Below are 24,244 nucleotides of genomic sequence, written 5' to 3'. Positions count from 1 at the left end.
CATGCACACCCTCATTCTCAGCATCGCCTGCAGCGTCGCCGTCTCGATCTTCCTGAAGCTGGCGCGGCGCGGCGCCATTCATGTCGATCAGGCGATCTTTGTAAACTACCTCACGGCGGGCGCCCTGTGCCTGTTCCTCCTGCGGCCGGACACGGCCCGCTTGCTGGACCAGCCGGCCGAGGCCTGGTGGATCCTGTCGCTGCTGGGCGTCCTGCTGCCCTCGATCTTTCTGGTGATGGCCGCCGCGGTGCGCCACGCCGGGATCGTGCTGAGCGACGCGGCGCAGCGCCTATCGCTCACTATCCCCCTGCTGGCGGCCTTTCTGCTGTTCGGCGAAACGCTCTCGGGCATGAAACTGGCCGGCATCGCCCTGGCATTCGCCGCCCTGGCCTGCCTGCTGACCCGGCCCGACGCCCGGGCGCGCGGCCCTGCGGCCGCCGGCCCGGCCGCGCTGGTCGCACTGCTGGGGGTCTGGCTGGGCTATGGAACGATCGACATCCTGTTCAAGCAGCTCGCCAAGAGCGGCGCAGCCTTCTCGAGCAGCCTGCTGCTCTCCTTTGCGATGGCGGCGGTCCTGATGCTTGCCTGGCTGAGCCTGCGCCGCGGCACGCCGTGGAACACGCGCAGCCTGGCCTCGGGGGTGCTGCTGGGGCTGCTGAACTTCGGCAATATCTATTTCTACATCCGCGCGCACCAGACCTTTCCGCAGAATCCGACGCTGGTGTTTGCCGCCATGAACATCGGAGTGATTTCGCTGGGCACCCTGGTGGGCGCCGGCATCTTTCGCGAACGCCTAGGACGCCTGAACGCGCTGGGGATAGCCCTCGCCCTGGCCGCCGTCGTCCTGCTGATCCCCCGCTGAGGGCGACGCGGCGGCGACCGGATCGTGGGAAATATCCTTCTGGATATCGATGCGCGGGTCGAGCACGGCCATGACGTGGGAATTCTGCAGGGTGTCGGCCATGGGCACGAAATGCGTGGGCGCGTCCTCGCTCAGGTGGGTGCCCTTGACCCTTTGCTCGCGGATGAAGAGCACCAGAATCAGGGCGCAGGCCGACACATACATGAAATAGACGTCCGGGCCCCAGGCGCGCATCAGCGCGCCGGCCACCAGCGGCCCCAGGCAGGCGCCCAGCCCGTACACCATGTACAACAGGGCGCTCAGGCCCACGCGTCGCTCGGGATCCACATTGTCATTGGCGAACGCCGCCCCCATGGGATAGAGGGTGAACTGGAGAATGCCAAGCACCGCCGAGAATCCCAGCAGGAGGGGGTAGGGCATCTGGAACCATCCCCACAGGGGCACGCCCAGCGCCAGCAGGACCACGGCGCCCCAGCGGATCAGGCGGACCCGGCTCACGCGGTCCGCCAGCCAGCCCAGCGGCCACTGGAACACCAGGCCCGCGGCGACCGAGGTCGCCACAAACACCCCCACCTGCTGGTTGCTCAGGCCGTGCAGCAGGCCGTAGACGGGGGTCAGGCCATAAAAGGCGCCGGACAGCATGCCGGCGATGAACAGCACGGTCAGCGACAGCGGGACGCGCGCCACGTAATAGCGCACGGCCAGCGGCGCCGGCACCTGCAACGCCGGGTGCAGGCGCCGCGTCAGCGCCATCGGCATCAGGCTGAGGACGCAGCAGATCGCGACGAACACCAGCGGTTCGTAATTGAGGTTGCGGAACAATCCCAGGACGAGCTGGCCGAACACCGTGCCCATGCAGGAGAACAGCATGTAAAAGGCGAATACCGTGCCGCGCGAGGCGTTTTCGGTCTGCTCGTTGAGCCAGCTCTCGATCGCGATGAACAGGGTCACCATCGCCATCCCGGCGATGAAGCGCAAACCCAGCCAGACCCACAGATCGTCGATCAGGATCTGGATCAGGACCGTGATGGTGACCAGCGCCGCGCTCGCGGCGTAGGCGCGGATGTGGCCGACCTGGATGATGAGCCGGTGCCCGACGCGGGCGCCAAGCACCAGGCCGATGTAATAGGCCGCGATGATCGCGCCCACCCAGACTTCCGAGATCGAGAGGGCCGTCAGGCGCAGGCCCATGTACGTGTTGAACAGGCCCGAGCCCATCAACAGGATCAGGGTCGCCAGATACAAGGAAAAAAACGCGCCGAGAGTCTTGACCATGCATCCGCCACAACGGCCCGAGCCGGCGAACACCGGCCCGCAGGCGCCTGAAATTTGGTTCTTTAAGATTGATCAAGAATCATCATAGCAGGCCCGCCGGCCGGATTACCCTGGCCGCGCTTTGCGTATATGATTAAAGACCGGATCGATGCACAGGCGCCCCGCGTCAAGCGGGGCCGATACAGGAACCATGGCCGAAACCACCCCTACCCTCAGTCACCTGGATGACCGCGGCCAAGTCCGCATGGTCGATGTCGGCAGCAAGGCCGACACCGACCGCCAGGCCATTGCCGAGGGCTCCGTGCGCATGAGCCCGCAGGCCTACCGTCTGCTCCAGGCCCAGGCCAACGCCAAGGGCGAGGTCCTGAATACGGCGCGCATCGCCGCCATTCTGGCGGCCAAGCGCTGCGCCGAGCTGATCCCCCTATGCCACAGCCTGCCGCTGGCCTTTGTCGGCGTGGACTTCGCCCTGGATGATGCGGCATGCCGCATCGCCATCCGCGCCCACTGCCGCACCCGCCACCAGACCGGCGTCGAAATGGAGGCCATGACCGCGTGCAGCGTGGCGGCGCTGACGATCTATGACATGTGCAAGGCGGCCGACAAGGGCATCGTCATCGAGCAGGTCCGGCTGATCTACAAATCCGGAGGAAAAAGCGGTGAATGGCGCAACGATTGAGGTTCTGTATTTCGCCCAGGTCGCGGAACACATGGGCACGCGGCGGGAAACACTCGCGCTGGCCGGGCCCATGCCAGCCGCGCGCTGGCTCGAGGACTTGGTGGCGCGCTGCCCGGACCTGGCGCCGGTCGACCGTCTGAAACTGGCCATCAACCAGGAACACGTGGACCACCTGGCCATGATCCACCCGGGCGACGAGGTCGCGGTGTTCGAGCCCGTGACCGGAGGCTGAGGCATGGTGGTGGTCCAGACTGCGGATTTCGATCCCGCCGCCCTGTACGCGGCCCTGCAGGCCCGCGCGTCGGGGCGGGCCGGGGCGACGGTCAGCTTCATCGGCACGGTGCGCGACTACGCGCCTGGCGAGGCCACGCGCACCCTGTTCCTGGAGCATTACCCGGGCATGTGCGAACGCGAGATCCAGACCCTGTGCGACACCGCCGCCCAACGCTGGCGCATCCTCGACACCATGGTGGTGCACCGCGTGGGCGAATTGGCGCTGGGCGACCGGATCGTTTTCGTCGGCGTGACCAGCGCCCACCGGGGCGACGCCTTCAGGGCCTGCGAATATATCATCGACGCGCTCAAGACCCGCGCCCCGTTCTGGAAGCGCGAAACCCTGGATTCGGGCCGCGCGTTCTGGGTCGGGCAGCACGAGGACGACGCGCGCAAGACTGCCCAATGGGATACGAGGACACCACACGATGAAAGCTGACCCCACCCTGCCGCCCGTGGCGCTGGGCTGCGCCGTGCTCACGATTTCCGACCGGCGCACGCCCGAGGACGACACCACCGGCGATTACCTGTGCGACACCTTGCGCGCCGCCGGCCACGCGCTGCGGACCCGGGCGATCTGCCCCGACGATCCCTACCAGATCCGCAAGGTCCTCAGCGACTGGATTGTGGACGCCGGCATCCAGGCGATCCTCACCAACGGGGGCACCGGCTTTACGCATCGCAAGTCCACGGTGGCGGCGGTCACCCCCCTGCTGGACCAGGCGATTCCCGGTTTCGGCGAACTCTTCCGCCATCTGTCGTGGCAGGAAATCGGCTCGTCGGCGCTGCAATCCGAGGCCCTGGGGGGCCTGGCCAACGACACGCTGATCTTTTGCCTGCCCGGCGCCACCCGGGCCTGCCGCCTGGCCTGGGAGGGCATTCTGCGCGAACAGCTCGACAGCCGCCACCGGCCCTGCAATTTCGCCGGCGCCTACCGCGACGCGCAGGGATCCTGACATGCTGGATTTCGATTCGGCTCAGGCCATGCTGGCGGCGCGCGCCCGTGTACCCGAGGCCACCGAGACCCTGCCGCTGGACACCTTGGCCGGGCGCGTCCTCGCCGAGGACGTGATCGCCGGGCTGGACCTGCCCTCGGACGACAACAGCGCGATGGACGGCTATGCACTGCGCTGCGCCGATTTTGCGCCCGACAGCATCCTCCCGATCCAGGCGCACCACTATGCGGGCCATGCATCCGAGGCCCTGCGGCCCGGCCAGGCGATCCGCCTGTTCACCGGCAGCCTCATCCCCGAGGGCGCCGATACCGTGGTCATGCAAGAAGACACCGAGCGCACGGACGAAGGCGTGCGCATCCTGCGCGCCCCGCAAGCGGGCGACCACGTGCGCCGGCGCGGCGAGGACATGCACCGCGGTGAGGTGGTCCTGTCACGCGGCACGCTGGTCGGACCCGGCCAGATCGCCGTGCTGGCGGCCCAAGGCCGCGCTACGGCCCTCGCCTACCCGCGCCTGCGCATCGGCATCCTCACCAATGGCGACGAGTTGGTCCCGCCCGGCCAGCCGCTGGCGCCCGCCACCCTATACAACTCGAACGGGCCGATGCTGGCGGCGCTGTGCAAAGGCATGGGCGCGGATCCGGTGGCCGTCCTGCATGCGCCCGACCAGGCCGAGGCCATCGAGTCGGCCCTGGACGGGTTAGCGCGCGATTGCGATCTGATCTTGAGCGTGGGCGGCGCCTCCGTGGGCGACAAGGATCTGGTCAAGCCCGCCATCGAAGCCCTGGGCGGTACGCTCGACCTCTGGCGCGTGCGGATGAAACCCGGCAAACCCGTCGCCCTCGCAGCGCTCGGGAACCGTCCCCTGATCTGCCTGCCGGGTAATCCGGTCTCTGCGTTCGTCGTCTTCGCGCTGCTGGCCACCCCGTTGATCCGCGGCCTGCAAGGACGCCGGAACGTCCTCGCGCCGGTGCGCAGCGGCGTCCTGCGCACCGACCGGACCTGGGCCAGCGGGCGCGACGATTTCCTGCGGGTGCGCGTCGAGCACCCGCCCGGTGAACTGCCCGCCCTGACGCCCCACCGGCAGCAGAGCTCCGGCTCGATGGGCAGCCTGGCATGGGCCCACGGCCTGGCGCGCATCCCCGCCGAGACCCGGACCGGCGACGGCTCGGTCGTGGACTGGTATCCCCTGGCCGACTGGCTGGCCTGACGCCGGCCCCAAATGTCCGGCCCGCCTGGCCGCGCGACACGGCGGGAGCACCGGCCGCCGCGCTAAGGCGGGCAGGCGCCCGCCCGGTGCCAGTCCTCGGGCGTATTCAGGTTGAGAAAGCCGCCACCCTCGAAACCCACCGGTCGGGCACCGACCCGGGCCAGCCAGTCCTGCACCTTGCGCCCGCCGTCCGCCAGCCAGGCGGACAAATCCGCCGCCACGCCGCGAGGTGCCAACAAACACAGTGGATGCGGCCCGTCCGGCGTGCACGCATATGCGGGATGCCCGGCATCGGCCGCCCGCATGAGCCGGTCGGCCATGTCCGCCGGCAAGGCCAGCACGTCGACGGGCACCGTCAGCAGCCAGTCGTCCGGCGTGGCCTCCAGGGCCGCCGCGACACCCAGCAAAGGCCCCTGAAAGGCTCCGAACCGCGGAGGATCCGCGACGACTCGTCCATACCGGCGATAGTCCTGCGCATGGCGGTTGGCGCTGATCAGGATCGCGCCGGCCCCCTGCCCCCGCAGATAGCGGCAGGCATGGGATACGAGGGGTTCGCCCTGGAACGGTGCAAGGCCCTTGTCGGGGCCGAGCACGCCGTCCCCACCCAGGCGCGAGGATCGGCCACCCGCCAACACCAGCCCGGTGAACGCGGGCGGCGCGGCCTCAGCCACCGATGTAGCTCATTTCGATCTTGTGTTCGCGCTGCGCCTCGCCGCGATGTTCGGAATACCGATCGCCGCGCGCCCGCCAGACCCCGCCCAGGCGCTCGGCCAGCGCGGCATCGCTCGCGCCCGCGCGCAGCAAGCCCCGCAGATCGTGACCCTGTTCGGCGAACAGACAGGTGAACAGCCGCCCCTCGGGCGACAGCCGCATCCGGGTGCAATCCCCGCAGAAGGGCTGTGAAACGCTGGTGATGAGGCCGATCTCGCCGCCACCGTCCCGATAGGCCCAGCGGGCGGCGACCTCGCCCCGGTATCCGGCGCCGACCGGCTCGAGCGGGAACTCGGCACCGATGATCCCGACGATCTCGGCGCCGGTCACCACCTCGTCCATACGCCAGCCATTGGTATTGCCGACATCCATGTACTCAATGAAGCGCAGGATGTGGCCGCTGCCCCGGAAATGACGGGCCATCGGCAGGATCTGGGCGTCGTTCATGCCCTTGCGCACCACCATGTTGACCTTGACCGGCGCCAGGCCGGCTCGCGCGGCGGCCTCGATGCCCTCGAGGATCGTGGCCACCGTCACGCCGCCATCGCTCATGCGCTGGAACAGCACATCGTCGAGGGCGTCGAGACTGACGGTCACACGCTGCAGGCCCGCCTCGGCCAGGGCCTTTGCCTTGCGCGCAAGCAGGGCGCCGTTGGTGGTCAGCGCAATCTCGAGGGGCTCGCCCTCCGGGGTGCGCAAGGCCGCCAGCATGCCGACGAGGACCTCGAGCTGTTTGCGCATCAGGGGCTCGCCCCCCGTCAGGCGGATCTTGTGCACCCCCAGGCCGGCGGCGATCTGCGCAACGCGCGAGATTTCCTCGAAGGTGAGCAGCGCGCTGTGCGGCAGGAAAGCATGATCCGCCCCGAAGACCTCGCGCGGCATGCAGTAGGTGCAGCGAAAATTGCAGCGATCGGTCACCGAGATGCGCAGGTCGCGCATCGGCCGCCCATGGGTATCGAGAACCCCGCCCTTGGGCGCGGGCGCCTGCGGCGCCCCCGTGGAGTTGTGAAAGATGACGCGGCTCATGGGACGCCGGGGCGCGTAAACGCCCCGCCTCAGTCGTTTTCCTTGACCCGGTAGACGAGCGTGGCCACCTTGGCCAGGCCCAGCACCTTGACGGTCACGCTGCCCAAGAGGAGCCGCGACAAGCCGCTGCGGCCATGGCTGCCGATGAAGATCAGGTCGCAGCCTTCCTCCTCGGCGGCCTGGACCACGCCATCGGCCACGTTGAAATTGGACACGGCCCTGGCCGACGCCTTGACGCCGGCGGTATCGGCGCGATCGAGCACCGCCTTGAGATATTTCTGGGCCTGCTCGGCTGCGCTGCGGTCGTAATCCTCATCGGTGATGGCATAGGCCGCCGCCATCCCGTCAAAGCCCACGGTGGCCGCAAACGGCTGGGTCACGTGCAGTGCGACGACCTCGGCGCCAATCGAGCGGGCGAAACATACCCCCTTGTTCGCAGCCTGGGCGGAGAGCTTTGAACCATCGGTGGGAATCAGGATTTTCTTGAACATACAAAACCGTCCATAGAGTTAATCGTCACTCTCCAGCATAACCGCAAGCTCCACGGAAGAACAGTTGGTATCAGCCCTGGGATTGACCTTTCTCAGTTCGCTGGTCAGCCGTGTTCCTGCGAGGCTTGATACAAATTGGTGCAACGCGCGCCCGACCGGCAGAACGCCAGCACGGGCCCCGGCAGCTCGTGCAGCAGACGCGAGAATTCGGCGACGTCCGCGAGCGTGATCGCGCCGCTGACCACAGGCTGATAGCGCACCTCGAGGCCGGCCTCGCGCGCGGCGCGCATGACGTCCTCGGCGCGCGGCTGGTCGGGCCCACCCTCCCCGTCCGGCCGGTTGATGATCACGGACCTGAACCCGGCCTCGGCCAGCGGCTGCATGTCGTCGGGACCTAATTGCGGCGCAACGGCGAAATCGTCGGCCAAAGCATGATAGGAAAGCGTCATCCGGAGCTCCCGGGCGCCTGGGCGCCCACGATGGAAATACGATAATGCGCCAGCAGGTCGGCCATGGCCTCGCCTCCCAGCACCTCGAACTCGGCCTGGCGCTGTGCCGACAGGGCATCCCGTGGATCCGGCCCCAGGGCCGGATGGCACATCAGCACGTCGCCGTCACGGCAGGCCCCAAGCCAGCGGCGCATCCAGCTCAGGTAGGCCGGCACGCCACCTTGAAAATCATACACCCCCAGAAAGCCGCCGCTGGTGCGCAGGCCGCGCGCGCGCGCCTGCCGCCGCAGGGACGCGGCCCCCAGGGCGGCAATCACCCACGCCTTGGCGCGCAGGCGCAGGGGCAGGCCCGCCGCCCGGGGGTTGCCAGTGTCGCGCAGCCAAGGGCGGGGTTCCGGATACCGGCCCATCGCCTCGACCAAAGCCTCGCGCACCCCTGGCAGTTGGTGCACATGCTGGTGGCCATCGACGTAATCGGGCACCCGCCCGATGCGGTACTCGAACCGGCGCAACTGGCGTTCGATGCTGGCCTGCAGCGCCCGCCGCGGCAGGCGCCGCAGGTAGGCCGAGGCAATCAGGCTGGACAGCGGCTGGCAAGGCCCGGCTTGGCCAAAGGATTCGGTGAAGTTGAGGTGCAGCCCCAGCTGCAGCCCGCTGTCCGCCAGGCGGCGAGCGCCCGCCTCGAACGTCGGGCCATCGACCAGGCAACTGGCCCCCGAGAGGCGTCCACGCCCGGCCAGGCCGAGAATGCCCGCGTCCACGGCCGCGTTCATGCCAAAATCGTCGGCGCACAATACAATGCGCCGGTATTCGGTACCCGCTGCGTTGAACTGGGAATCCATGCTGAAACTCGCTGCCCAAATCGGATGGTTCGTCATTGTAGGCTGCGTCGCGGCCGCGACGCACTGGGCCGTCGCCGTCGCCTGCGTGGCCATCGGCGGCCTGGTGCCGCTGCTGGCCAATGTCGCGGGCTGGCTGGTGGCGTTCTGTGTGTCGTTCGCCGGCCATTACCGCCTCACCTTCCGCCACCAGCACGCGCCCCTCGCGCGGGCCGCCCGGCGGTTTTTCACTGTCTCGGCGCTGGGCTTTGCCGTCAACGAGGCGGCCTACGCGGCGCTGCTGCGCGCCACCTCGATCCGCTACGACATCCTGCTGGCGCTGATCCTCGTCGGCATTGCCGGCCTGACCTTCATTCTGGGGCGCTACTGGGCGTTTCGGCGCACACGCTGAGCGCATCGTCGGGCGCCAGGCGCCACAGGCCCATGCGCCGAGTCGACGCCAAAGGCGCAAGGCCCTGCAAGGCGGGCTGGCCCGACGCCTCTTTCAAGTAGGCCATGACCCAATACACGGGGCGGTTCGGCGCGCACAGCGCGGCATGCCACTGCGCGGCGCGCCACAACACGTCGCGGGCGGTCTCGGGCGCGAACAGCCCGGCATCATAGAGCTCGCGGCGCCAGTTGTCGGAACGCGGGAGCTCCGGATCGTCCCAATCCGCCACCACGATGGACGGCGTCGCGCGATGGGCGTAGAAAGGCACGTCGTAGGCGTAAAGGTCCAACATGACCAGACGATCGTCGGGGCCGGCCTGCTCGGCAAGCACCCGGGCCAGGGGCTTGTTGCTGGGCTGCGGCGCAACCACCATGGTGAGGACCGCGACGGCGCAGATGAGTACGGCGATCAAGGCCGAAGCCGCCAGCCCGCGCTCCGCCCGCGCCCGATCGTTCGCAGCACGTGCCTCGAAGACCTCGGCAATGAACCAGGCCAGCGGCGGCAGGGCGGCGATGACGTAGCCCACGAGCTTGGAGGCGGGAATCGAGAAGAACACCAGGATCACCAGCAGCCAGGACAGCATCAGGCCGCGCAGCACGGGCCGGTCGACCTGCTCGAAGGTCTCGGCTGGCGGCACGAAGGCCAGGTTCGCCGGCCCGTCGCGCCGGCCCCAGCGCCAGAGCTGGACCGACCAGGGCAGCGTCAGGCCCAACAATACCGGCACATAGAACCAGAAGGGATGCGGATTATTGAAGCCGGACTCGAGGAAACGCTGGAAATGCTGGTAGACAATGTAGTAGTCGAAGAATCCAGGATGGCGCGCCTGCATCGCCGCCATCCAGGGCAGCGACAGCACGAGGAACAACAGGATGCCCGGCCACCACAGCAGCCGCCTCATGGCGGCGAAGCGCCGCCGGCCCAGCAGCCAAAAGAAGAGCACCCCGCCAGGCAGGACCACGCCGATCAGTCCCTTGGCCAGGAAACCGAACGCCGCGGCCGCGTACATGCACAGCACCGCCGCCCGGTCCGGGCGCGTCTGCTCGTGGCGGAAGACCGCCGTGGCCCCCGCCATGACGGTCAGGCCGATGACGGCCCCCACCAGCATGTCCAGATTGGCATAGTGCGAAGCGCCGAACAGAAAGGGCTGGATCGCCAGGATCAGGGTGGCGTAGCCGGCGATGCGCGGATTGGCGCGCACGCGCAAGAAACGGTGGAACAGCGTGACGAGGACGGTCGCCGCCAAGACAGAGCACAACCTGGCCGCCCAGGCATTGGCGCCGAACAGCGCCAGCGACGAGGCCGTCAGCCAGTAGAACAGCGGCGGCTTGTGAAAGAACGGCATGCCGTCGAGCATGGGCGTGAGGTAGTCGCCCGATTCGAGCATGTGCCAGGCCACGCCCACATAGCGCCCCTCGTCGGGCAGGAGCAGTGGATACACCCAGGTGGTGGCGGCCAGCCAGAGAAAGGTGAGGCCCGCCACCCACGGCCAGGACCCCAGGGCTTGTCCCCTGATCAGCAGCCGCTGGCCGCTGTCGACCAGGCGCGACCAGCGGCCGCGCAACGCGCCGGCGGCGGCCGACGGCCTCATGTGCCCTCCTGGCGGTCGCCCGGTTCGGCGCGCTCGCCAGGCCTGGCCGGCAAGCCGGCGCCGGCGCGCTCGCGCAGCAGGTAGACCGGCCGCCCCTTGACCTCGGTGAAGATGCGCGCGACATACTCGCCCACGACCCCCAGCGAGATCAGGTTCACCCCGGCGAAGAACAGCACCACGGTGATCAGCGAGGCCCAGCCCTGCACCGGATTGCCGTACAGCCAGTAGCCGATGACGATCAGCAGGCCATAGCCGAAGGACATCAGCGACAACAGCACCCCCGCCAGGCTCAGCAGACGCAGCGGCCAGGTGGTGAAGGCCGTCAGGCCATCCACGGCGAAACTCAGGAGCTTCAAGGGCCTGAACCGCGATACGCCGTGCAGGCGCACGGGCGGGTTGTAGGCCATGGGCTCGGCCTCGAAACCAACCCAGGCGAACAGGCCTTTCATGAAGCGGTCACGCTCCGGCAAACGCAGCAGGGCATCGACCACTGCCCGATCCATCAACCGGAAGTCGCCCGCGTTCTCGGGGACGCCCAGGCCGTTGGACGTGCGCATCAAGGCATAGAACAAGCGCGTCCCCAGGCGCTTGAAACGGGTCTCGTCCTCGCGCGAGGCGCGCACCGCATAGACCATCTGCACCCCCTCGCGCCAGCGCTCGAGCATGGCCGGAATCAGCGTCGGCGGATGCTGCATGTCGGCGTCCAGGCAAACAACGACCTGACCGCGCGCCGCCTCCAGCCCCGCGGTCATGGCCGCCTCCTTGCCGAAATTGCGCGATAGACGTAGATACATAATCTCATCATGCCGCTCGGTCCAGTGACGCATCGCATCAGGCGTTCCATCCGTGCTCCCATCATCCACGACAATAATCTCGAACGCGCAGCCCTGCTGCCTCACGACGTTCAGCAACTCGGGCAGCAACACGCCCAGATTGGCTTGCTCGTTGAGGCAGGGAATCACGCAAGAGATGGATGCGAGTGTCGGCATAGCTCCCCCCGCCGCTCTCGCGGCGGTGACAAATCTGGTAACACCACTTTCAGGACGCAAGCATCATACTCGAACCTCCCGGCCGCGGTCGATGGCCGGGGTCTCGGTCCGCGCCGAGGCGGCGGCAGTCAGGGCCTTGGCCGAGCCGGCGCCCCTCAGCCCGAATCGCGCGCGAGCGCCAGGAACTCGGTGCGCGACGCGAGGTTGGTCCGCATGCCGCCCAGCATGGCCGAGGTCACGGTCTCCTCGCCCGGGGTGCGGATGCCGCGGCTTTCCATGCAGAGATGGCGGCAGCGCACGACGACCCCGACCGACAGGGGCTTCATGTGGGTCATCAAGGCATTGGCCACCTGGATCGTCAGGCGCTCCTGGACCTGCAGGCGCCGGGCAAAGCAATCGACCAGCCGCGTCAGCTTGGACAAGCCGACGATCCGGCCGTTGGGGATGTAGCCGATCGTGGCGGTGCCGAAGAACGGCGTGAGGTGATGCTCGCAATGACTGTAGACAGGGATGCCACGCACCACGATGAGCTCGCTGTACTGCTCGGCCCCATCCTCGAACACTTTGAGCACGTCGGCCGGGTCCTGAGCATAGCCCGACGTCCAATATTGCCACGCGCCGATCAGGCGCTGAGGGGTCTCGAGCAAGCCGCTGCGCTCGGGATCCTCGCCAATGCTGCTCAGAAAGCGGCGCCAGTCCTCCACCCCAAACTGCTGTGTGTCCATTGAAAAGTCTTCCCAAGTTACCTGTCGACGCCAAAGGCGCCGACCGCCAATCAAGTGTCCGTCATTATGCCCCCGGCAGCCGTGCCGTGCCGGACGCGGTCCGGCGCGCGCAGGCACGGCACGGTTGCTGCGGACACCGCCAGCCGAGGCGCGATGCGGCGGCGCCCGGCGGCGCAAAACCGCATGGATGCTGGGACCCACCGGATCTCCGCACTCCCCGGAAGAGAGCCCCCGGCGCGCCGCGGCCCATCGAACGCATGCAATTCATGCATGGTTTTGTTGAAAATTATGCAATTGAAGGATTGCGGATGACACGATAGCCTACTATTGCGCGCCCTGGATATCGTCGGATCAAACTCGTTCAGGCCGGCCATGACTAAAACATCAAGGAGATAACGTGAAAATCGGCAAAACATTGACCACCCTGCTGGCGGCCACGAGCCTCAGCATCGGCCTGAGCGGCGGCGCCGTGGCACAGCAAGAACAGGCCAAGAAGGATTTGATCCCCGTGAACGTTGGCGGGCCAAGCGCCGGCTACTGGAATACCTACTTGGCGGAGCAAATGGGCATCTATGAGAAATACGGCCTCAAGCCCACATTCCACTGGTTCACCAGCGGCGCCCCGCTGCTGGCCGCGCTCAAGAGCGGCAGCATCGACCAAGTGGTCACCGGCCTGGCCACGGTGTTCGCGATCGGCCAGAACATCCCGCTGAAGATCGTCTCCTGGGAGCTGGACAACGGCCAAGGCGAGGGCCTGCTGGCCAAGGATGGCAGCGGGGTCCTGAGCTACAAGGACATCGCCAAGGCCAAGACCATCGCGGCCCAGCCGGGCACCTGCTCGCAGGTGAGCTTGTACATCATCGCCGAAAAGGCCGGCGTCAAGGTGAGCGACCTGAACGTGGTCAACCTGGCGCCACCGCTGTTCGCCAACGCCTTCGCCAGCCGCAATTCGATCGACGCCGCCATCGGCTGGGCGCCCTATACGATCATGCAGGGGCCCGACGTCAAGGTCGTGAGCTGGGACGCCGATTACGGCGGTGTCTGCCCGAGCGTCAACGCCTTCAGGAAGGATTACGTGGAAAAATACCCGGACGTTCCCATCCGGATGATGCAGGCCCATGCCGAGATCATGGAGCGCGTCAAGCAGGACCCCAGCCTGGCCGTCAAAGCCCTGGAGCGCTACCTGCAGCTCACCCCCGAGGTCGCGCAGCGCTTCTACGAACTGCATTCAGGCGACAAGATGCCCTCCTTCACACAGCAGCTTGATCCCGATTCGCCCTACTCTCTGGTGGCTCCGCAAGGCGGGCTGGCCGGCCAGCTCTACCTTGCCAGCCAGATGCTCGCAAAGGCTGGTACCATTCCCCAACCTCTGAGCTGGGAAGTGATCAACGATTCCATCGACGCATCGTACATGCAGAAGTTCGTGGCGCAACAGCAAGGCAAGTGAGACCGAACATGAGCAACTCGACAGCGCGTCAACCCATCCCGGCGGTGTGGATCTCGACCGCCACCATCCTGAGCCTGCTGGCGATCTGGTGGGCCGCCACCACTTTCCAGTTCATCAGCGCGACCTACCTGCCGTCTCCCCAGACCCTGCTCTCGGTGACCTACGACCTCATCACTGACGGCTACCAGCGAGTCCCGCTGCTCGAGCATATCGGCATCAGTCTGTTCCGCGCCCTGGCCGGCTTCGTGCTGGGCGTGGCCCTCGGCATTCCAACCGGCCTGATCACCGGCTACTACCGCAATTGCGATGCGATGATGTCGCCCATCATGGCCTTCATCCGGCCGATTCCGCCGATCGCCTTCATCCCGATGGTCGTCCTGTATTTCGGGCTGGGCGAGCTGGGCAAGGTGGTGCTGATCTTCATCACCGCCTTCAACTATGCGCACGTCAACGCGCACTCGGGCGCGGCGCACGTCCCCATTCTGTACCTGCGCGCCGCACAGTCGCTGGGGCTGACCCAGTTCCAGTTGTTCCGCAAGATCGTGCTGCCGGCCGCCCTGCCGCAGATCTTCACGGGGCTCAAGGTGGCGATGGCCCTGAGCTGGGCCGTGGTGGTGGCCGCCGAGCTGGTCGGCGCGCAGCGCGGCCTGGGGTTCATGATCTCGGATGCCGCACAGCTCTTTCAGATTCCGGTCGTCTTCGTCGGAATCGCCCTGATCGGCCTGATCGGCCTGGTCTTGAACCTCATCCTGAGCGCGGCGGAAACCACGCTGGTGCACTGGAAGGGGCGCTGAACCCATGCCGCCGGTGGCACCGGAATTCCCCGGGCTCTCGCCCAGCGGCAGGTGCTTTGCCCTGCTGGACGATTGCACCGCCACCGCGCAGCAGCCGCTGTCCCGCCTCTATACGGGTCATGCGGGAACACTGGCCTGCGAGCGCGCCGATCAGCTCAAGTCCCTGTTCGACGCCCTGTCGCTGGCCACGCGCGCGGGCCTGCACGCAATCGGCCTGTTTTCCTATGAGCTGGGCGCGGCGCTGCAAGGCGCCCGGCCGACCTCGACCGCCGCGCCCTTGGCGCGTATCCTCCTCTTCAACCACCTGGAACGACTCTCGAGCGAGCAGGTCGGTGCCTGGCTGGCGGCGCGCGACGGCCCCGGGCGGGCCGGGATATCGGACCTGCGCGCCGACGTGGACGAGGCGCGCTACCACGCCGACATCGCCCGCATCCAGGCCTACATCGACCAGGGCGACACCTACCAGGTCAACTACACCTTTCGCCTGAACTTCCAGGCCCATGGCAGTCTGCACGGCCTCTATGCCCGCCTGCGGGCGCGCCAGCCCGTGCCCTATGGCGCCCTCATCGAATTGCCCGACGGCGAGGCCATTGTCTCGCTGTCGCCCGAGCTGTTCATGCGACACCGGGACGGGGAACTGACCGCGCGCCCGATGAAGGGCACGGCAGCCGCGGGCCCCGAGGGACCCGCCCGCGCCGCCCGCGCGCAGGCGCTCGCCGACGACCCCAAGAACCGCGCCGAGAACGTGATGATCGTCGATCTGCTGCGCAACGACATCGGGCGGATTGCGCTGACGGGGTCGGTCACGGTGCCCAGCCTGTTCGACGTCAAGGCCTTTGGATCGGTGCTGCAGATGACCTCGACGATTCGCGGCCGGCTGCGGCCCGGCCTGGGGCCGGATGAACTGTTCGAGGCCCTGTACCCCTGCGGATCGATCACCGGGGCGCCCAAGCGGCGCACCATGGAGATCATCCGCGAGATCGAGCGCTCGCCGCGCGGCCTCTACACCGGTGCCATCGGCTGGCTCGAGCCGCCGGCCGGCGTACCGCACCGCATCGGCGAATTCTGCCTGTCGATCCCGATCCGGACCCTCGAGCTGGACCGCCCCGACCCGGAGGGCGCACGCGCGGGCCGCATGGGCATCGGCTCGGGCATCGTGCACGACAGCGACGCCGGCATGGAGTTCCAGGAATGCTGGCTCAAGGCTGCTTTCTTGAGCGAGATCGCGCTAAACGACGCGGACGGCGAACCCCGGCCGACGCCGCAGGGCGGTCCCCCGTGGCACCACCCGCCGGATCGATCACCGCAATCCCCGGCGGCCTGAAGCGCCGCCAGGCCCAGCCGCAAGCGGACGCCGCCAAGCCCCCCAGCACCCCCCAATGCAGCGCCGGCGTCGAGACCAGCGTGGCGACGAACGTGGCCAGTGCGACCAGCCCATCCGCGGGCGTCGCGCGGACCGAACGCCAGATCGCGCGCAAATTGATCAGGCCGGTAACCGGCGCGATGATGATGGCGGCCAGGATGGCGCGCGGCAAATGGAACAGAAAGCCGGTCGCCCACAACAGACAGGCGAATATGCAGACCGAGGCAAACAGCGCGGACCAGCCGCTGGTCGCGCCGACATAGGCGTTCAGAGCCGAGCGCGAGAACGACCCACTGACCGGGAAAGCGCCGCTGAAGCCGCTGGCGATCTTGGCCAGTCCCTGCCCGATCAGTTCCTGATTCTCGCTCCAGGGCGTGTTGAATTTTTTCGACAGGATCCGGCAACTGGACATGGCTTCGGTGAAGCTGATCAGCGCGATGATCAAGGCGCCCGACAACAGCGTCACATGCTGCGAGGCGGTGATGGCGGGCGGCGCCTGGAGGCCGGGCACCCCCTGGGGGATCGTCCCGACGGTGCCGATGCCATATTCCGCCAGGTGGCCCAGACCGCTGACGACGATGCCGCCCACGCAGACCAGCAGCACGCCGGGCAGGCGCGGCGCATAGCGGCGCTGCAGCGCGAGCAGACACAGCGCGCCCACCCCGAAGGCGCTCGTCAGCGCCACCGGCAGGGGCGCCTCGCGCAGGGCGGCCAGGGCCTCGAGCGGCCAACCCGCATTGAACGCCATGGGCGGCAGGCCCAGCAACGGCGGAATCTGCGAGAGGATGATGATCATGGCCGCGGCATTGATGAATCCGGTGATGACCGCGTCGGACACGACATGCGCGATCGCGCCCAGCCGCAGGACCCCCAGGGCGAGCTGGATGAGCCCCGAATAGACGGCGAGCCAGATCGCCAGCGCGACCCACTGCGAGCCTCCGGCCGCGGCCAGGGGCAGCAAGACGGCGGAGGTCAACAGGCTCGTCAAGGCGACGGGGCCGACCGCCAGCAGCGAGGAGGATCCCCAGAGGATGCCGACGACCGCCGGCAACATCGCCGCATAAAGTCCGGTTTCCGGCGGCATGCCCGCCAGCGTGGCGTACGCCAGAGACTGCGGGATCAGGACCAGTGCGACGCTCAAACCGGCCCATGCGTCCTTGCGCAGCGATGCCGCCGTAGGGCGCGGCCATTGGAGAAACGGCAGCAGCCGGCGCGCGCGGGACCCCGCCATGGGCGTCCTCCCCCGCTAGCGACGAGGGGCAAGCGCGCCGTTCACGCCCGCCACGATGTCCTGGACCAGGGCAGCCGAGGGCGCGATCCCCCGGGCGTGCAGCTCGGCGACCACGGCGTCGATGACGCCGGCCGGGGATGCGGCGGCGGGACGGGCCGGCGAGGAAGGCGCCTGCACGCGGGCAGGCACGGGGGCTGTAGAAGCCTGCGGCGGCGCGGATCGCGGCTGGGTCGCGCCCGCCCGGGGCTTCTGGTCCGCATGCTGAATGACGATCCCGAGCTTGAGGGCGTGCTCCCGGGCTTCGTCGGTGATCGTGCCGCGCTCGCCGAGAGTCAGGGCGGTCTGGCCGCTGTTGACCAGGGCGTCGATGTCCGCGCGGGTGTAGACCTCGCGAAAACGCACGGGGGGATCGTAGTAAGGCGTGGAATGGGCTGTCATGGCATGGATTCCATCGGGTTTAGGCGAGAAGCTGTCGCTGGCGCCGCCGCACCGGACGCCAGCGGGCGTGGATCGCGCGCGCCAGATCCTGGACGAGCGGGTGCTCATCGGCATGGGCGCCCGGAGGCGGCATGAAGGCGGCGGACGCCGCGGGAGGCCGCGACGCGGCATATGGCGCCGGTGCAGCCTGCAGTGGCGGAACCGCCTGCTGCGGGGCCGGCGTGAACGGCTGGCCGACCGGCGGCGCGGATGCGGATGCCGGCGTGGGCGTGGGCGGCGGAGACGCGGACCGCGCCGGATCTGGCTTGACGATCGCCACGCCCAGATCGTGCGCCGCCTCGCGCGCCGCATCGGTGATCACCAGATCGTCCACATGGACGATCTCGCGGCAGCCGCTCGCCGCTGCGTCCTCGATGTCACGCACGGTGAGGAAGCGCTTGACGCGGCGTGGACGCTCTTGGGGGGGGTGAAAATAGGCCATGGCGCTACCCCGTCAAGAGGCCTGGCCGTGGGTCGCCCCGGCGGCCTTGAGCCGATCCAGCACCCCACGCACGATCGCATCCACGTCCTGCGCATCCGCGTGCCGCGGGCCGCGCGCATCGGACCGCGCGGCCGCCTCGGCATCAGGCGGCGTCCAGGACACCAGCTCCCAGCCCACACGCTTGATGTTGATCAGGTGCGTGACCGTGATGTTGTCGCCGCTGATCGCTCCGCCGATGCCGCCTGTCCCCAGAGTGAAGGACGGCGCGAAACCGCAGGTATGGCCGACGCTGCCCAAGGTGGACATTGAATTGACCACGATGCGGAACGCCGGCAGGCGCAATGCCATTTCCTCAACCTGCGCGCGGTCCTGGGAATGAATGACCGCCGTGTGCCCATCGCCGCCGAACTTCAGGATCGACAGGCAGGTCTCCAAACCTTGGCGCGCATCCGGCGCGGTGATAAAGCCCAGCACCGAGGTCAGCTTCTCGCGCGACAGCGGATGCTGCGCGCCTACGCCGCCCAGAGGGGCCACCAGCACCTTGACCGTCTCGGGAACCGCCAGGCCGATCGCCTTGGCCAGGGCTTGCGCGCTCTGGCCCACGGAGCGGGTGTTCATGCCGCCGTCGGGACGAAACAAGAGTTCGCCCAAACGCGCCGCCTGCGCCTCGTCCACCCAGTACGCGCCGGCATCCTCCATATGGCGGCGCAGATCCTGTGCGATCGCCTGGTCGGCAACGACCGTTTGCTCGGTGGCGCAGATCAAGCTGCAATCGAAGGACTTGCTCCACACCAGGTCGCGCGCGGCCTTGCGGATGTCAGCCGAGCGGTCGACCCAGGCCGGCACATTGCCCGGACCGACGCCATAGGCCGGCTTGCCGGTGCTGTGCGCGGCGCGCACCATCGGCCCGCCGCCGGTCGCCAGGATCACGGTAACCGCGTAATGCCGCAGAAGCTCCTGCGTGGCCTGCAGCGTCGGCTCCTCGAGGCAGACGATCAGGCCCCGGGGCGCGCCGGCGCGCTCGGCGGCGGCGGCCACGATGCGGACCGCCTCCTGTGTGCAGCGGGCGGCCGAGGGATGGGGCGAGATCACGATCCCATTGCGCCCCTTGACGGCGATCAAAGACTTGAAGATCGCCGTGGAAGTCGGATTCGTGCTGGGCGTCAGAGCGGCCACCACACCCATGGGCTCGGCGATGGTCATGACCTTGCGCGCCTCGTCGCGCGACACCACGCCCACGGTCTGGATGCCGCGAATCGACTCCCAGACCGCTTTCGCCGCATGCTGATTCTTGATGGTCTTGTGGTCCGGGTTGCCATAGCCGGTTTCCTCGTGCGCCATCAGTCCCAGGCGCGAGGCCTCCTGATAGGCAGCCTCGGACATGGCCTGGCAGATCGCATCGACCTGCGCCGCACTGGCCGAGGCGAACTGCCGCTGGGCGGCCCGGCACTGTTCCAGCAGGCGGCGCGCCTGCTGCACGGACCTCAAGTCCTTGTCGTACTCTTGTTGTGACACCGCTTTCTCCTACGGGTTGCGCCTGCCGTTACCGCGATTTGCGCGGAGCGCCGGACTTCGAGAACGTCAGCTTGCCGCCACCCGAGGTCGAGTCGATGATTCCGACAATCGCGGCATCCACCGGGCCGCCGCGGGTCCGTTCAGTCTCGCGGGCGGCACTGCCGACGGCGACCAGCACCAGCTCATCCTCGCCGCTGCCGACCGTGTCGATCGCGACGAAGGGTTCCCCAATGGCGTCGCCATTGGCGGCCGTGCGCCGCACCAGCAGCAGCTTGCTGCTGGCCAGCGCGTCTTGCTTGATGGTGGAGACCACCATCCCTATGGTTCGGCATATCAGCATGACTAGTGTCCTGTTCGATCAACCGGCGGTCATTTATCGACGCCGGTGAGATTCTCGATGGCGGCGATCGATGCCAGTTGCGCAGTGCGGACCTCGGCTTCGGTGCCGGCCATGAACAAGCGGCCAAAGCGGCCCACGTCCTGCAGGCGGATGAGGCGCACGTTGGCTGATTTCTCGGCCTCGTTCGCCGCGAGGTCGATGTACGCGGCCGGAGTCACCTCCAGCACGTACAGCGCCTCGCCCGGCACCAGCATGTGGCCGCGCCGCGAGCGGTTGATCAACTGCGCCTGGTATGGCGATACATTGGTGATCAATTGCACCGAGGCGACCTTGGGCCGGATCCGGTCCTCTTCCCGCATGCCCAGGCGCTCCAGGATCACGCGACCGGCCTCGCGCACGGACTCCTGGGACTCCGAGTGCACCTCCAGGACGCCGAACTCGCGCTCCACGATCTGGACCCCGGGTTTGACGTCTGTGGCCTTGAGCGCCATGTCGACGATGCGGAACACCTCGTTGCCAGGCGCCAGTTCGACGTAGAGCTGGGCCATTCCCGCAACCGGAATGTCCCCGGACGTGACGGTGCCGAAGTATGCCGCGTACTGGGCCTGCATCCGGTCGATGTAGAAGAACGCCCGCAGTTGTAGATTGCTGTTGTTCGTCGCCATGGCCGTCACTTGGCTTGAGAGGACGCGGTGGCGCGCGCCGGCAGGACCGAGGACAGATCGCCGTGCGGGCGCGGGATGACGTGGACCGAGACCAGGTCGCCGACCCGCTTGGCCGCCGCCGCGCCGGCGTCGGTGGCCGCCTTGACCGCGCCGACGTCGCCACGGACCATCACGGTGACGAAGCCGCCGCCGATCATCTCCTTGCCCAACAGCGACACGTTGGCCGCCTTCACCATGGCGTCAGCCGCCTCGATTGCGCCCACCAGGCCGCGCGTCTCTACCAGTCCCAGAGCGATGTGACCGTCATTTGCCATTTTTTCCACCTCGAAAGTGATGATTTAAGTAAAGGGGTACGACACTAGAATCGCCGCCTACGCCGCGGCCGTGAAACCGCCCGGCTGCGCATGGCTGAAAGATGCGTTCCCATCGAGGGAGCGCAGGTACTGCAACATGTCGGCAAGCACCCGGTCGTCCGCCTGCACCGTATGCTGCGGGGCGGGGAACTGGCGCTGGCCGACGCTGTCTCGAAAGCGGGCATAACCCTCGATCGCCGCATGGCCCAGATGGGCGAACTGCTGCACGAATTTGGGAACGAACTTGTCAAACAAACCCAGCATGTCCTGGCTGACCAGCCCCTGGCCATCGCAATAGGGACCTGCGCCGATGCCGATCGTCGGCACGCCCAGCAATTGCGTGATGAGCTGGGCGAGGCGATCGGGGATGCACTCCAGGATGACGGCGAAGGCGCCGGCATCGGCGAGCGCCATCGCATCCTCGACCGTCTCCAGCGCCGACTGGGCATCCATGCCCATCGTGCGATAGCTGCCGGTGCGCGCGGCGACCTTCTTGGTCAGGCCCACGTGCGCCACCACCGCGATGCCGCTGTCGACCAGGGCATTGATGGTGGGCGCCAAATCGGCGCAGCCCTCGATCTCGATGGCGTTGGCGCCGCCCTCCTTGACCAGCCGACTGGCCGAGGCAATCGCCTCGCGAGGGTTCGGATAGGACAGATAGGGCAAGGTCGCGAGCACGAGGCTGTTGCCCGAACCCGCCTTGACCGCCTTGGTGTGGTGGATCATCTCGTCGATCGTGACCGACAGGGTGTCGTTGCGCCCCAGCCCGACGCTGGCAAGTGCATCGCTCACAAAAATGATGTCGATGCCGGCCTCGTCCGCGCAGCGGGCGAACGGATAGTCATATGCCGACACCAGCGTAATGGGATCCGCGCCGTTCTTGCGGCCTCGTATGGCATTCGGGGTCACGCGCTTGCGTCGGGCGACTGGATTCTGGCTCATACCGGATAGGTCCTGTTCTACGGCGCTGGGGCCTTTCGAAGTGATTCTGAAACTTGCGATGGGGCCAGATTATCATCGGGGTTTCTATACATCCAATGCATTGTTTTCAACAATTCAATGCGTTAACTGCAATTTACCAACCCGCCGGACGTTTCCCGCTGGGGCGCCCCGAGAGGCCGGAATAGAAATGCGTTGACTGCATCAAAATCGAAAAAATAATGCATTGGATGTATGGCGATCGCGATGCTAGTCTGCCTTCGTGCCATGCCCCACCACCCGATTTCATGGCCGCGCAATCACGGAGATTCCATGATCGCGCATCCACGGGACATGGCGCTGGGCATGCCGCGCAGCAGCCTCATCGACATCACCGCGCTACTGGAGACACAGGAAATGAGCACCGAAAAGCGTAAGAAAACCACTATCAAGCAACTGTTGAACAAGAAGGAAAAAGGCGAGATGATCGTCAGCCTCGGGGTCTACGACGCCCCCATGGCCGCCATCGCCGACGAGATCGGATTCGACCTGCTGATCAACGGCAATGCGGGTCCCATGTCCTTGTTGGGGCATCCCACGCCGCTGACCGTGCGCTTCGAGGAACAACTCATCCTGACCCAGGCGGTGAGCCGGATGACGAAGTACGCCATGACCGTGGGCCACATGCCCTATATGACCTACAACATTTCGGCCGAGGAAGCCGTGCGCAACGCGGCGCGCTTCATCAGCGAGGGCGGCGCGGACGCCGTCAAGTGCGAAGGCAATCAGCACACCGCCAAGAACGTCGCCGAAATCGTGCGCGCCGGCATCCCGGTCATGGGTCACATGGGCATGCAGGCCTCGCGCAAACTCGAGCAAAGCGGCTATGGTTTCAAGGGCCGTTCGGCCGAGGATGCGTTCAAGATCGTCGAAGACGCGCGTGCGTTCGTGGACGCCGGCATCTTTGCCATGATCATCGAATACGTGCCGGTCGAGATCACGCAGTACCTTGCCAAGACCCTGCCGGTGCCCGTCATCAGCGTGGGCGGCGGCGCCTCGCCCGACGGCATCTACCTGATCAGCGGCGACGCGGTGGGCTACAGCGCGTTCCCGCGCCCCAAGCACGAAGGCTCTTTCGTGGACGTGCGCCCCCTCATCCAACAGGGCCTGCGGGAATACAAGACGCAAGTGCTCGACGGTCGCTATCCGAACATCGAGTTCACGCAGAACATGACTGCGCAAGAGCACGAAAAATTCCTCGACTTGGTGAAATAGGGCCTGTCAACGGGAGGTCATGCAATGACTGAAGCCATACGCAAGAAAGTCACCGTGAAGTCCGTGCTCGCCAAAAAGCAGCGCGGCGAGCCCCTGGTCTGCATCGCCGCCTATGATGCGCCCATGGCCGCCATCGCCGACGAAGTCGGATTCGACCTGATGATCAACGGCAACGCGGGCCCCATGTCCCTGCTGGGGCACCCCACGCCGCTGACCGTTCGCTTCGAGGAGCAACTCGTCCTCAGCCAGGCGGTCAACCGGGTCGTGAAGTACGGCATGAAAGTGGCGCACATGCCGTACATGAGCTACAACCTCTCGATCCAGGAGTCGATCCGCAATGCCGCCCGCCTGATCAGCGAGGGCGGCGCCGACGCGGTCAAGTGCGAGGGCAACCGTCATACCGCGCGGCACGTGGCGGAAATCGTGCGCGCCGGCATCCCCGTCGTCGGGCACATGGGCATGCAAGCCTCGCGCAAGCTCGAGCAAAGCGGCTACGGCTTCAAGGGCCGCGACGCGGTGGAGGCGGCGACGATCGTGGACAGCACGCGGGCGTTCGTCGAGGCCGGGGCCTTTGCGATCATCCTGGAGTACGTGCCGTTCGAGATCACGCAGTACCTGGCGCGGACCCTGCCGGTTCCGATCGTCAGCGTGAGTTCGGGACCCTCGCCCGATGGCATGTACATCGGCACGGGCGACGCCGTCGGCTACAGCGCGTTCCCGCGTCCCAAGCAGGCCAAGGTGTTCGTGAACATCTCGGCCGTCATCGCGCAGGGCCTGCGGACCTACAAAGAGCATGTCCTGACGGGCCGCTATCCACTGGCGGAGACCACGCAGCACATGACCTCCGAGGAGCACCAGCGCTTCCTCGCCCTTTGCGAGGGCGCCGCGACGCCCCCCCGGCATCCGGACCGTTGAAGGCGCACA

At 67.2% G+C, this 24,244-nt stretch carries 28 protein-coding genes and 1 pseudogene; 12 read left to right on the top strand and 17 right to left on the bottom strand.

What is annotated here, in order from left to right:
* Position 1: 1 nt before the first annotated feature.
* Positions 2 to 862, top strand: coding sequence for an EamA family transporter (locus tag ABS761_RS08995; protein ID WP_350407911.1), 861 nt, complete (start codon positions 2 to 4; stop codon positions 860 to 862).
* Here ABS761_RS08995 and ABS761_RS08990 read toward each other — a convergent pair.
* Positions 794 to 2,137: an MFS transporter gene (locus ABS761_RS08990; protein ID WP_350407909.1), complete on the bottom strand. Its 1,344-nt coding sequence runs from the start codon at positions 2,135 to 2,137 to the stop codon at positions 794 to 796. The two genes, ABS761_RS08995 and ABS761_RS08990, sit on opposite strands and share 69 nt — an antisense overlap.
* Before the next feature lie 190 nt (positions 2,138 to 2,327).
* Between ABS761_RS08990 and moaC the strand changes: the two genes are divergently transcribed.
* Genes moaC through ABS761_RS08965 form a run of 5 tightly spaced genes read left to right on the top strand, consistent with a single transcriptional unit; the run spans position 2,328 to position 5,252 of the window.
* The gene (moaC, locus tag ABS761_RS08985) at positions 2,328 to 2,816 is read left to right on the top strand and encodes a cyclic pyranopterin monophosphate synthase MoaC (RefSeq protein ID WP_350407907.1); all 489 of its coding nucleotides are present in this window, start codon (positions 2,328 to 2,330) and stop codon (positions 2,814 to 2,816) included.
* Positions 2,797 to 3,048 (top strand): MoaD/ThiS family protein, encoded by a 252-nt coding sequence (locus ABS761_RS08980; RefSeq protein WP_350407905.1) that lies wholly within the window; start codon positions 2,797 to 2,799, stop codon positions 3,046 to 3,048. Before moaC ends, ABS761_RS08980 begins: the two co-directional genes overlap by 20 nt.
* Positions 3,049 to 3,051: 3 nt before the next feature.
* Positions 3,052 to 3,528 carry a molybdenum cofactor biosynthesis protein MoaE gene (locus ABS761_RS08975; RefSeq protein WP_350407903.1) on the top strand — a complete coding sequence of 159 codons (477 nt, stop codon included), beginning with the start codon at positions 3,052 to 3,054 and terminating at the stop codon, positions 3,526 to 3,528.
* Positions 3,518 to 4,045 carry a molybdenum cofactor biosynthesis protein B gene (gene moaB / locus ABS761_RS08970; protein WP_350407901.1) on the top strand — a complete coding sequence of 176 codons (528 nt, stop codon included), beginning with the start codon at positions 3,518 to 3,520 and terminating at the stop codon, positions 4,043 to 4,045. Before ABS761_RS08975 ends, moaB begins: the two co-directional genes overlap by 11 nt.
* Before the next feature lies 1 nt (position 4,046).
* Complete coding sequence (locus tag ABS761_RS08965) at positions 4,047 to 5,252, top strand: molybdopterin molybdotransferase MoeA (RefSeq protein ID WP_350407899.1); 1,206 nt, start codon at positions 4,047 to 4,049, stop codon at positions 5,250 to 5,252.
* Positions 5,253 to 5,314: 62 nt separating this feature from the next.
* On the opposite strand, the gene mobA is transcribed toward ABS761_RS08965, so the two are convergent.
* The 5 genes from mobA to ABS761_RS08940 form a co-directional block, all read right to left on the bottom strand.
* The gene (mobA, locus tag ABS761_RS08960) at positions 5,315 to 5,923 is read right to left on the bottom strand and encodes a molybdenum cofactor guanylyltransferase (RefSeq protein ID WP_350407897.1); all 609 of its coding nucleotides are present in this window, start codon (positions 5,921 to 5,923) and stop codon (positions 5,315 to 5,317) included.
* On the bottom strand, positions 5,916 to 6,989 hold the full coding sequence (moaA, locus tag ABS761_RS08955) for a GTP 3',8-cyclase MoaA (protein ID WP_350407895.1): 1,074 nt from the start codon (positions 6,987 to 6,989) through the stop codon (positions 5,916 to 5,918). Before moaA ends, mobA begins: the two co-directional genes overlap by 8 nt.
* Positions 6,990 to 7,018: 29 nt before the next feature.
* Positions 7,019 to 7,480: a universal stress protein gene (locus tag ABS761_RS08950; RefSeq protein WP_350407893.1), complete on the bottom strand. Its 462-nt coding sequence runs from the start codon at positions 7,478 to 7,480 to the stop codon at positions 7,019 to 7,021.
* A gap of 104 nt (positions 7,481 to 7,584) precedes the next feature.
* Positions 7,585 to 7,929: a protein tyrosine phosphatase family protein gene (locus tag ABS761_RS08945; RefSeq protein WP_350407891.1), complete on the bottom strand. Its 345-nt coding sequence runs from the start codon at positions 7,927 to 7,929 to the stop codon at positions 7,585 to 7,587.
* The gene (locus tag ABS761_RS08940; protein WP_350407889.1) at positions 7,926 to 8,771 is read right to left on the bottom strand and encodes a ChbG/HpnK family deacetylase; all 846 of its coding nucleotides are present in this window, start codon (positions 8,769 to 8,771) and stop codon (positions 7,926 to 7,928) included. The genes ABS761_RS08945 and ABS761_RS08940 overlap by 4 nt, the downstream gene beginning before the upstream one ends.
* Here ABS761_RS08940 and ABS761_RS08935 point away from each other — a divergent pair.
* A complete protein-coding gene (locus tag ABS761_RS08935) occupies positions 8,770 to 9,159 on the top strand; it encodes a GtrA family protein (protein ID WP_350407887.1) in 390 nt (129 codons plus the stop codon). The two genes, ABS761_RS08940 and ABS761_RS08935, sit on opposite strands and share 2 nt — an antisense overlap.
* On the opposite strand, the gene ABS761_RS08930 is transcribed toward ABS761_RS08935, so the two are convergent.
* The 3 genes from ABS761_RS08930 to folE all read right to left on the bottom strand — a co-directional run bounded on the left by ABS761_RS08930 (position 9,119) and on the right by folE (position 12,500).
* The gene (locus ABS761_RS08930; RefSeq protein WP_350407885.1) at positions 9,119 to 10,786 is read right to left on the bottom strand and encodes an ArnT family glycosyltransferase; all 1,668 of its coding nucleotides are present in this window, start codon (positions 10,784 to 10,786) and stop codon (positions 9,119 to 9,121) included. The two genes, ABS761_RS08935 and ABS761_RS08930, sit on opposite strands and share 41 nt — an antisense overlap.
* Positions 10,783 to 11,775 carry a glycosyltransferase family 2 protein gene (locus ABS761_RS08925; protein WP_350407884.1) on the bottom strand — a complete coding sequence of 331 codons (993 nt, stop codon included), beginning with the start codon at positions 11,773 to 11,775 and terminating at the stop codon, positions 10,783 to 10,785. Before ABS761_RS08925 ends, ABS761_RS08930 begins: the two co-directional genes overlap by 4 nt.
* Before the next feature lie 155 nt (positions 11,776 to 11,930).
* Positions 11,931 to 12,500 (bottom strand): GTP cyclohydrolase I FolE, encoded by a 570-nt coding sequence (gene folE, locus ABS761_RS08920; protein ID WP_350407882.1) that lies wholly within the window; start codon positions 12,498 to 12,500, stop codon positions 11,931 to 11,933.
* A gap of 397 nt (positions 12,501 to 12,897) precedes the next feature.
* Between folE and ABS761_RS08915 the strand changes: the two genes are divergently transcribed.
* The 3 genes and pseudogenes from ABS761_RS08915 to ABS761_RS08905 all read left to right on the top strand — a co-directional run.
* A complete protein-coding gene (locus ABS761_RS08915; RefSeq protein WP_350407880.1) occupies positions 12,898 to 13,947 on the top strand; it encodes an ABC transporter substrate-binding protein in 1,050 nt (349 codons plus the stop codon).
* An 8-nt stretch (positions 13,948 to 13,955) separates the two neighbouring features.
* The gene (locus ABS761_RS08910) at positions 13,956 to 14,741 is read left to right on the top strand and encodes an ABC transporter permease (protein WP_350407879.1); all 786 of its coding nucleotides are present in this window, start codon (positions 13,956 to 13,958) and stop codon (positions 14,739 to 14,741) included.
* Between the two features lie 4 nt (positions 14,742 to 14,745).
* Positions 14,746 to 15,897: pseudogene (locus ABS761_RS08905) on the top strand (chorismate-binding protein); the annotation flags it as partial.
* 43 nt (positions 15,898 to 15,940) lie between these two features.
* On the opposite strand, the gene ABS761_RS08900 reads toward ABS761_RS08905, so the two are convergent.
* Genes ABS761_RS08900 through panB form a run of 8 tightly spaced genes read right to left on the bottom strand, consistent with a single transcriptional unit; the run spans position 15,941 to position 22,069 of the window.
* Positions 15,941 to 17,335: a SulP family inorganic anion transporter gene (locus ABS761_RS08900; RefSeq protein WP_350407877.1), complete on the bottom strand. Its 1,395-nt coding sequence runs from the start codon at positions 17,333 to 17,335 to the stop codon at positions 15,941 to 15,943.
* 15 nt (positions 17,336 to 17,350) lie between these two features.
* Entirely contained in the window at positions 17,351 to 17,773 is a 423-nt protein-coding gene (locus tag ABS761_RS08895; RefSeq protein ID WP_350407876.1) for a hypothetical protein, read from the bottom strand.
* 19 nt (positions 17,774 to 17,792) lie between these two features.
* Entirely contained in the window at positions 17,793 to 18,254 is a 462-nt protein-coding gene (locus ABS761_RS08890) for a hypothetical protein (protein WP_350407874.1), read from the bottom strand.
* Between the two features lie 12 nt (positions 18,255 to 18,266).
* Complete coding sequence (locus tag ABS761_RS08885) at positions 18,267 to 19,769, bottom strand: aldehyde dehydrogenase family protein (RefSeq protein WP_350407872.1); 1,503 nt, start codon at positions 19,767 to 19,769, stop codon at positions 18,267 to 18,269.
* Positions 19,770 to 19,797: 28 nt separating this feature from the next.
* A complete protein-coding gene (locus tag ABS761_RS08880) occupies positions 19,798 to 20,109 on the bottom strand; it encodes a EutN/CcmL family microcompartment protein (protein WP_350407870.1) in 312 nt (103 codons plus the stop codon).
* Between the two features lie 29 nt (positions 20,110 to 20,138).
* On the bottom strand, positions 20,139 to 20,774 hold the full coding sequence (locus ABS761_RS08875) for a hypothetical protein (RefSeq protein WP_350407868.1): 636 nt from the start codon (positions 20,772 to 20,774) through the stop codon (positions 20,139 to 20,141).
* Between the two features lie 5 nt (positions 20,775 to 20,779).
* Positions 20,780 to 21,088: a BMC domain-containing protein gene (locus ABS761_RS08870; protein WP_350407866.1), complete on the bottom strand. Its 309-nt coding sequence runs from the start codon at positions 21,086 to 21,088 to the stop codon at positions 20,780 to 20,782.
* Between the two features lie 57 nt (positions 21,089 to 21,145).
* A complete protein-coding gene (gene panB, locus ABS761_RS08865; protein ID WP_350407864.1) occupies positions 21,146 to 22,069 on the bottom strand; it encodes a 3-methyl-2-oxobutanoate hydroxymethyltransferase in 924 nt (307 codons plus the stop codon).
* 309 nt (positions 22,070 to 22,378) lie between these two features.
* Between panB and ABS761_RS08860 the strand changes: the two genes are divergently transcribed.
* Both ABS761_RS08860 and ABS761_RS08855 read left to right on the top strand, forming a co-directional pair.
* A complete protein-coding gene (locus tag ABS761_RS08860; RefSeq protein ID WP_350407863.1) occupies positions 22,379 to 23,320 on the top strand; it encodes a 3-methyl-2-oxobutanoate hydroxymethyltransferase in 942 nt (313 codons plus the stop codon).
* Between the two features lie 24 nt (positions 23,321 to 23,344).
* The gene (locus tag ABS761_RS08855) at positions 23,345 to 24,235 is read left to right on the top strand and encodes a 3-methyl-2-oxobutanoate hydroxymethyltransferase (protein WP_350407861.1); all 891 of its coding nucleotides are present in this window, start codon (positions 23,345 to 23,347) and stop codon (positions 24,233 to 24,235) included.
* The last annotated feature ends 9 nt before the right edge of the window (positions 24,236 to 24,244 follow it).

This window comes from Castellaniella sp. GW247-6E4 (genome assembly GCF_040276065.1).
Taxonomy (GTDB): domain Bacteria; phylum Pseudomonadota; class Gammaproteobacteria; order Burkholderiales; family Burkholderiaceae_B; genus Castellaniella.
The sequence above is the reverse complement of the archived record's forward strand: the minus strand, read 5'-3'. Positions and strand labels throughout refer to the sequence as shown.

What these genes read in the sequence shown, in the direction of transcription:
- ABS761_RS08890 (WP_350407874.1), bottom strand. Translation starts at nt 18,254, where the DNA reads ATGGCCTATTTTCACCCCCCCCAAGAGCGTCCACGCCGCGTCAAGCGC.
- ABS761_RS08860 (WP_350407863.1), top strand. Translation starts at nt 22,379, where the DNA reads ATGATCGCGCATCCACGGGACATGGCGCTGGGCATGCCGCGCAGCAGC.
- ABS761_RS08990 (WP_350407909.1), bottom strand. Translation starts at nt 2,137, where the DNA reads ATGGTCAAGACTCTCGGCGCGTTTTTTTCCTTGTATCTGGCGACCCTG.
- moaA (WP_350407895.1), bottom strand. Translation starts at nt 6,989, where the DNA reads ATGAGCCGCGTCATCTTTCACAACTCCACGGGGGCGCCGCAGGCGCCC.
- ABS761_RS08875 (WP_350407868.1), bottom strand. Translation starts at nt 20,774, where the DNA reads ATGGCGACGAACAACAGCAATCTACAACTGCGGGCGTTCTTCTACATC.
- ABS761_RS08925 (WP_350407884.1), bottom strand. Translation starts at nt 11,775, where the DNA reads ATGCCGACACTCGCATCCATCTCTTGCGTGATTCCCTGCCTCAACGAG.
- ABS761_RS08965 (WP_350407899.1), top strand. Translation starts at nt 4,047, where the DNA reads ATGCTGGATTTCGATTCGGCTCAGGCCATGCTGGCGGCGCGCGCCCGT.
- ABS761_RS08910 (WP_350407879.1), top strand. Translation starts at nt 13,956, where the DNA reads ATGAGCAACTCGACAGCGCGTCAACCCATCCCGGCGGTGTGGATCTCG.
- ABS761_RS08855 (WP_350407861.1), top strand. Translation starts at nt 23,345, where the DNA reads ATGACTGAAGCCATACGCAAGAAAGTCACCGTGAAGTCCGTGCTCGCC.
- ABS761_RS08975 (WP_350407903.1), top strand. Translation starts at nt 3,052, where the DNA reads ATGGTGGTGGTCCAGACTGCGGATTTCGATCCCGCCGCCCTGTACGCG.
- ABS761_RS08935 (WP_350407887.1), top strand. Translation starts at nt 8,770, where the DNA reads ATGCTGAAACTCGCTGCCCAAATCGGATGGTTCGTCATTGTAGGCTGC.
- ABS761_RS08945 (WP_350407891.1), bottom strand. Translation starts at nt 7,929, where the DNA reads ATGACGCTTTCCTATCATGCTTTGGCCGACGATTTCGCCGTTGCGCCG.
- moaC (WP_350407907.1), top strand. Translation starts at nt 2,328, where the DNA reads ATGGCCGAAACCACCCCTACCCTCAGTCACCTGGATGACCGCGGCCAA.
- panB (WP_350407864.1), bottom strand. Translation starts at nt 22,069, where the DNA reads ATGAGCCAGAATCCAGTCGCCCGACGCAAGCGCGTGACCCCGAATGCC.
- ABS761_RS08870 (WP_350407866.1), bottom strand. Translation starts at nt 21,088, where the DNA reads ATGGCAAATGACGGTCACATCGCTCTGGGACTGGTAGAGACGCGCGGC.
- folE (WP_350407882.1), bottom strand. Translation starts at nt 12,500, where the DNA reads ATGGACACACAGCAGTTTGGGGTGGAGGACTGGCGCCGCTTTCTGAGC.
- ABS761_RS08895 (WP_350407876.1), bottom strand. Translation starts at nt 17,773, where the DNA reads ATGACAGCCCATTCCACGCCTTACTACGATCCCCCCGTGCGTTTTCGC.
- ABS761_RS08940 (WP_350407889.1), bottom strand. Translation starts at nt 8,771, where the DNA reads ATGGATTCCCAGTTCAACGCAGCGGGTACCGAATACCGGCGCATTGTA.
- ABS761_RS08995 (WP_350407911.1), top strand. Translation starts at nt 2, where the DNA reads ATGCACACCCTCATTCTCAGCATCGCCTGCAGCGTCGCCGTCTCGATC.
- ABS761_RS08880 (WP_350407870.1), bottom strand. Translation starts at nt 20,109, where the DNA reads ATGCTGATATGCCGAACCATAGGGATGGTGGTCTCCACCATCAAGCAA.
- ABS761_RS08930 (WP_350407885.1), bottom strand. Translation starts at nt 10,786, where the DNA reads ATGAGGCCGTCGGCCGCCGCCGGCGCGTTGCGCGGCCGCTGGTCGCGC.
- ABS761_RS08950 (WP_350407893.1), bottom strand. Translation starts at nt 7,480, where the DNA reads ATGTTCAAGAAAATCCTGATTCCCACCGATGGTTCAAAGCTCTCCGCC.
- ABS761_RS08900 (WP_350407877.1), bottom strand. Translation starts at nt 17,335, where the DNA reads ATGGCGGGGTCCCGCGCGCGCCGGCTGCTGCCGTTTCTCCAATGGCCG.
- moaB (WP_350407901.1), top strand. Translation starts at nt 3,518, where the DNA reads ATGAAAGCTGACCCCACCCTGCCGCCCGTGGCGCTGGGCTGCGCCGTG.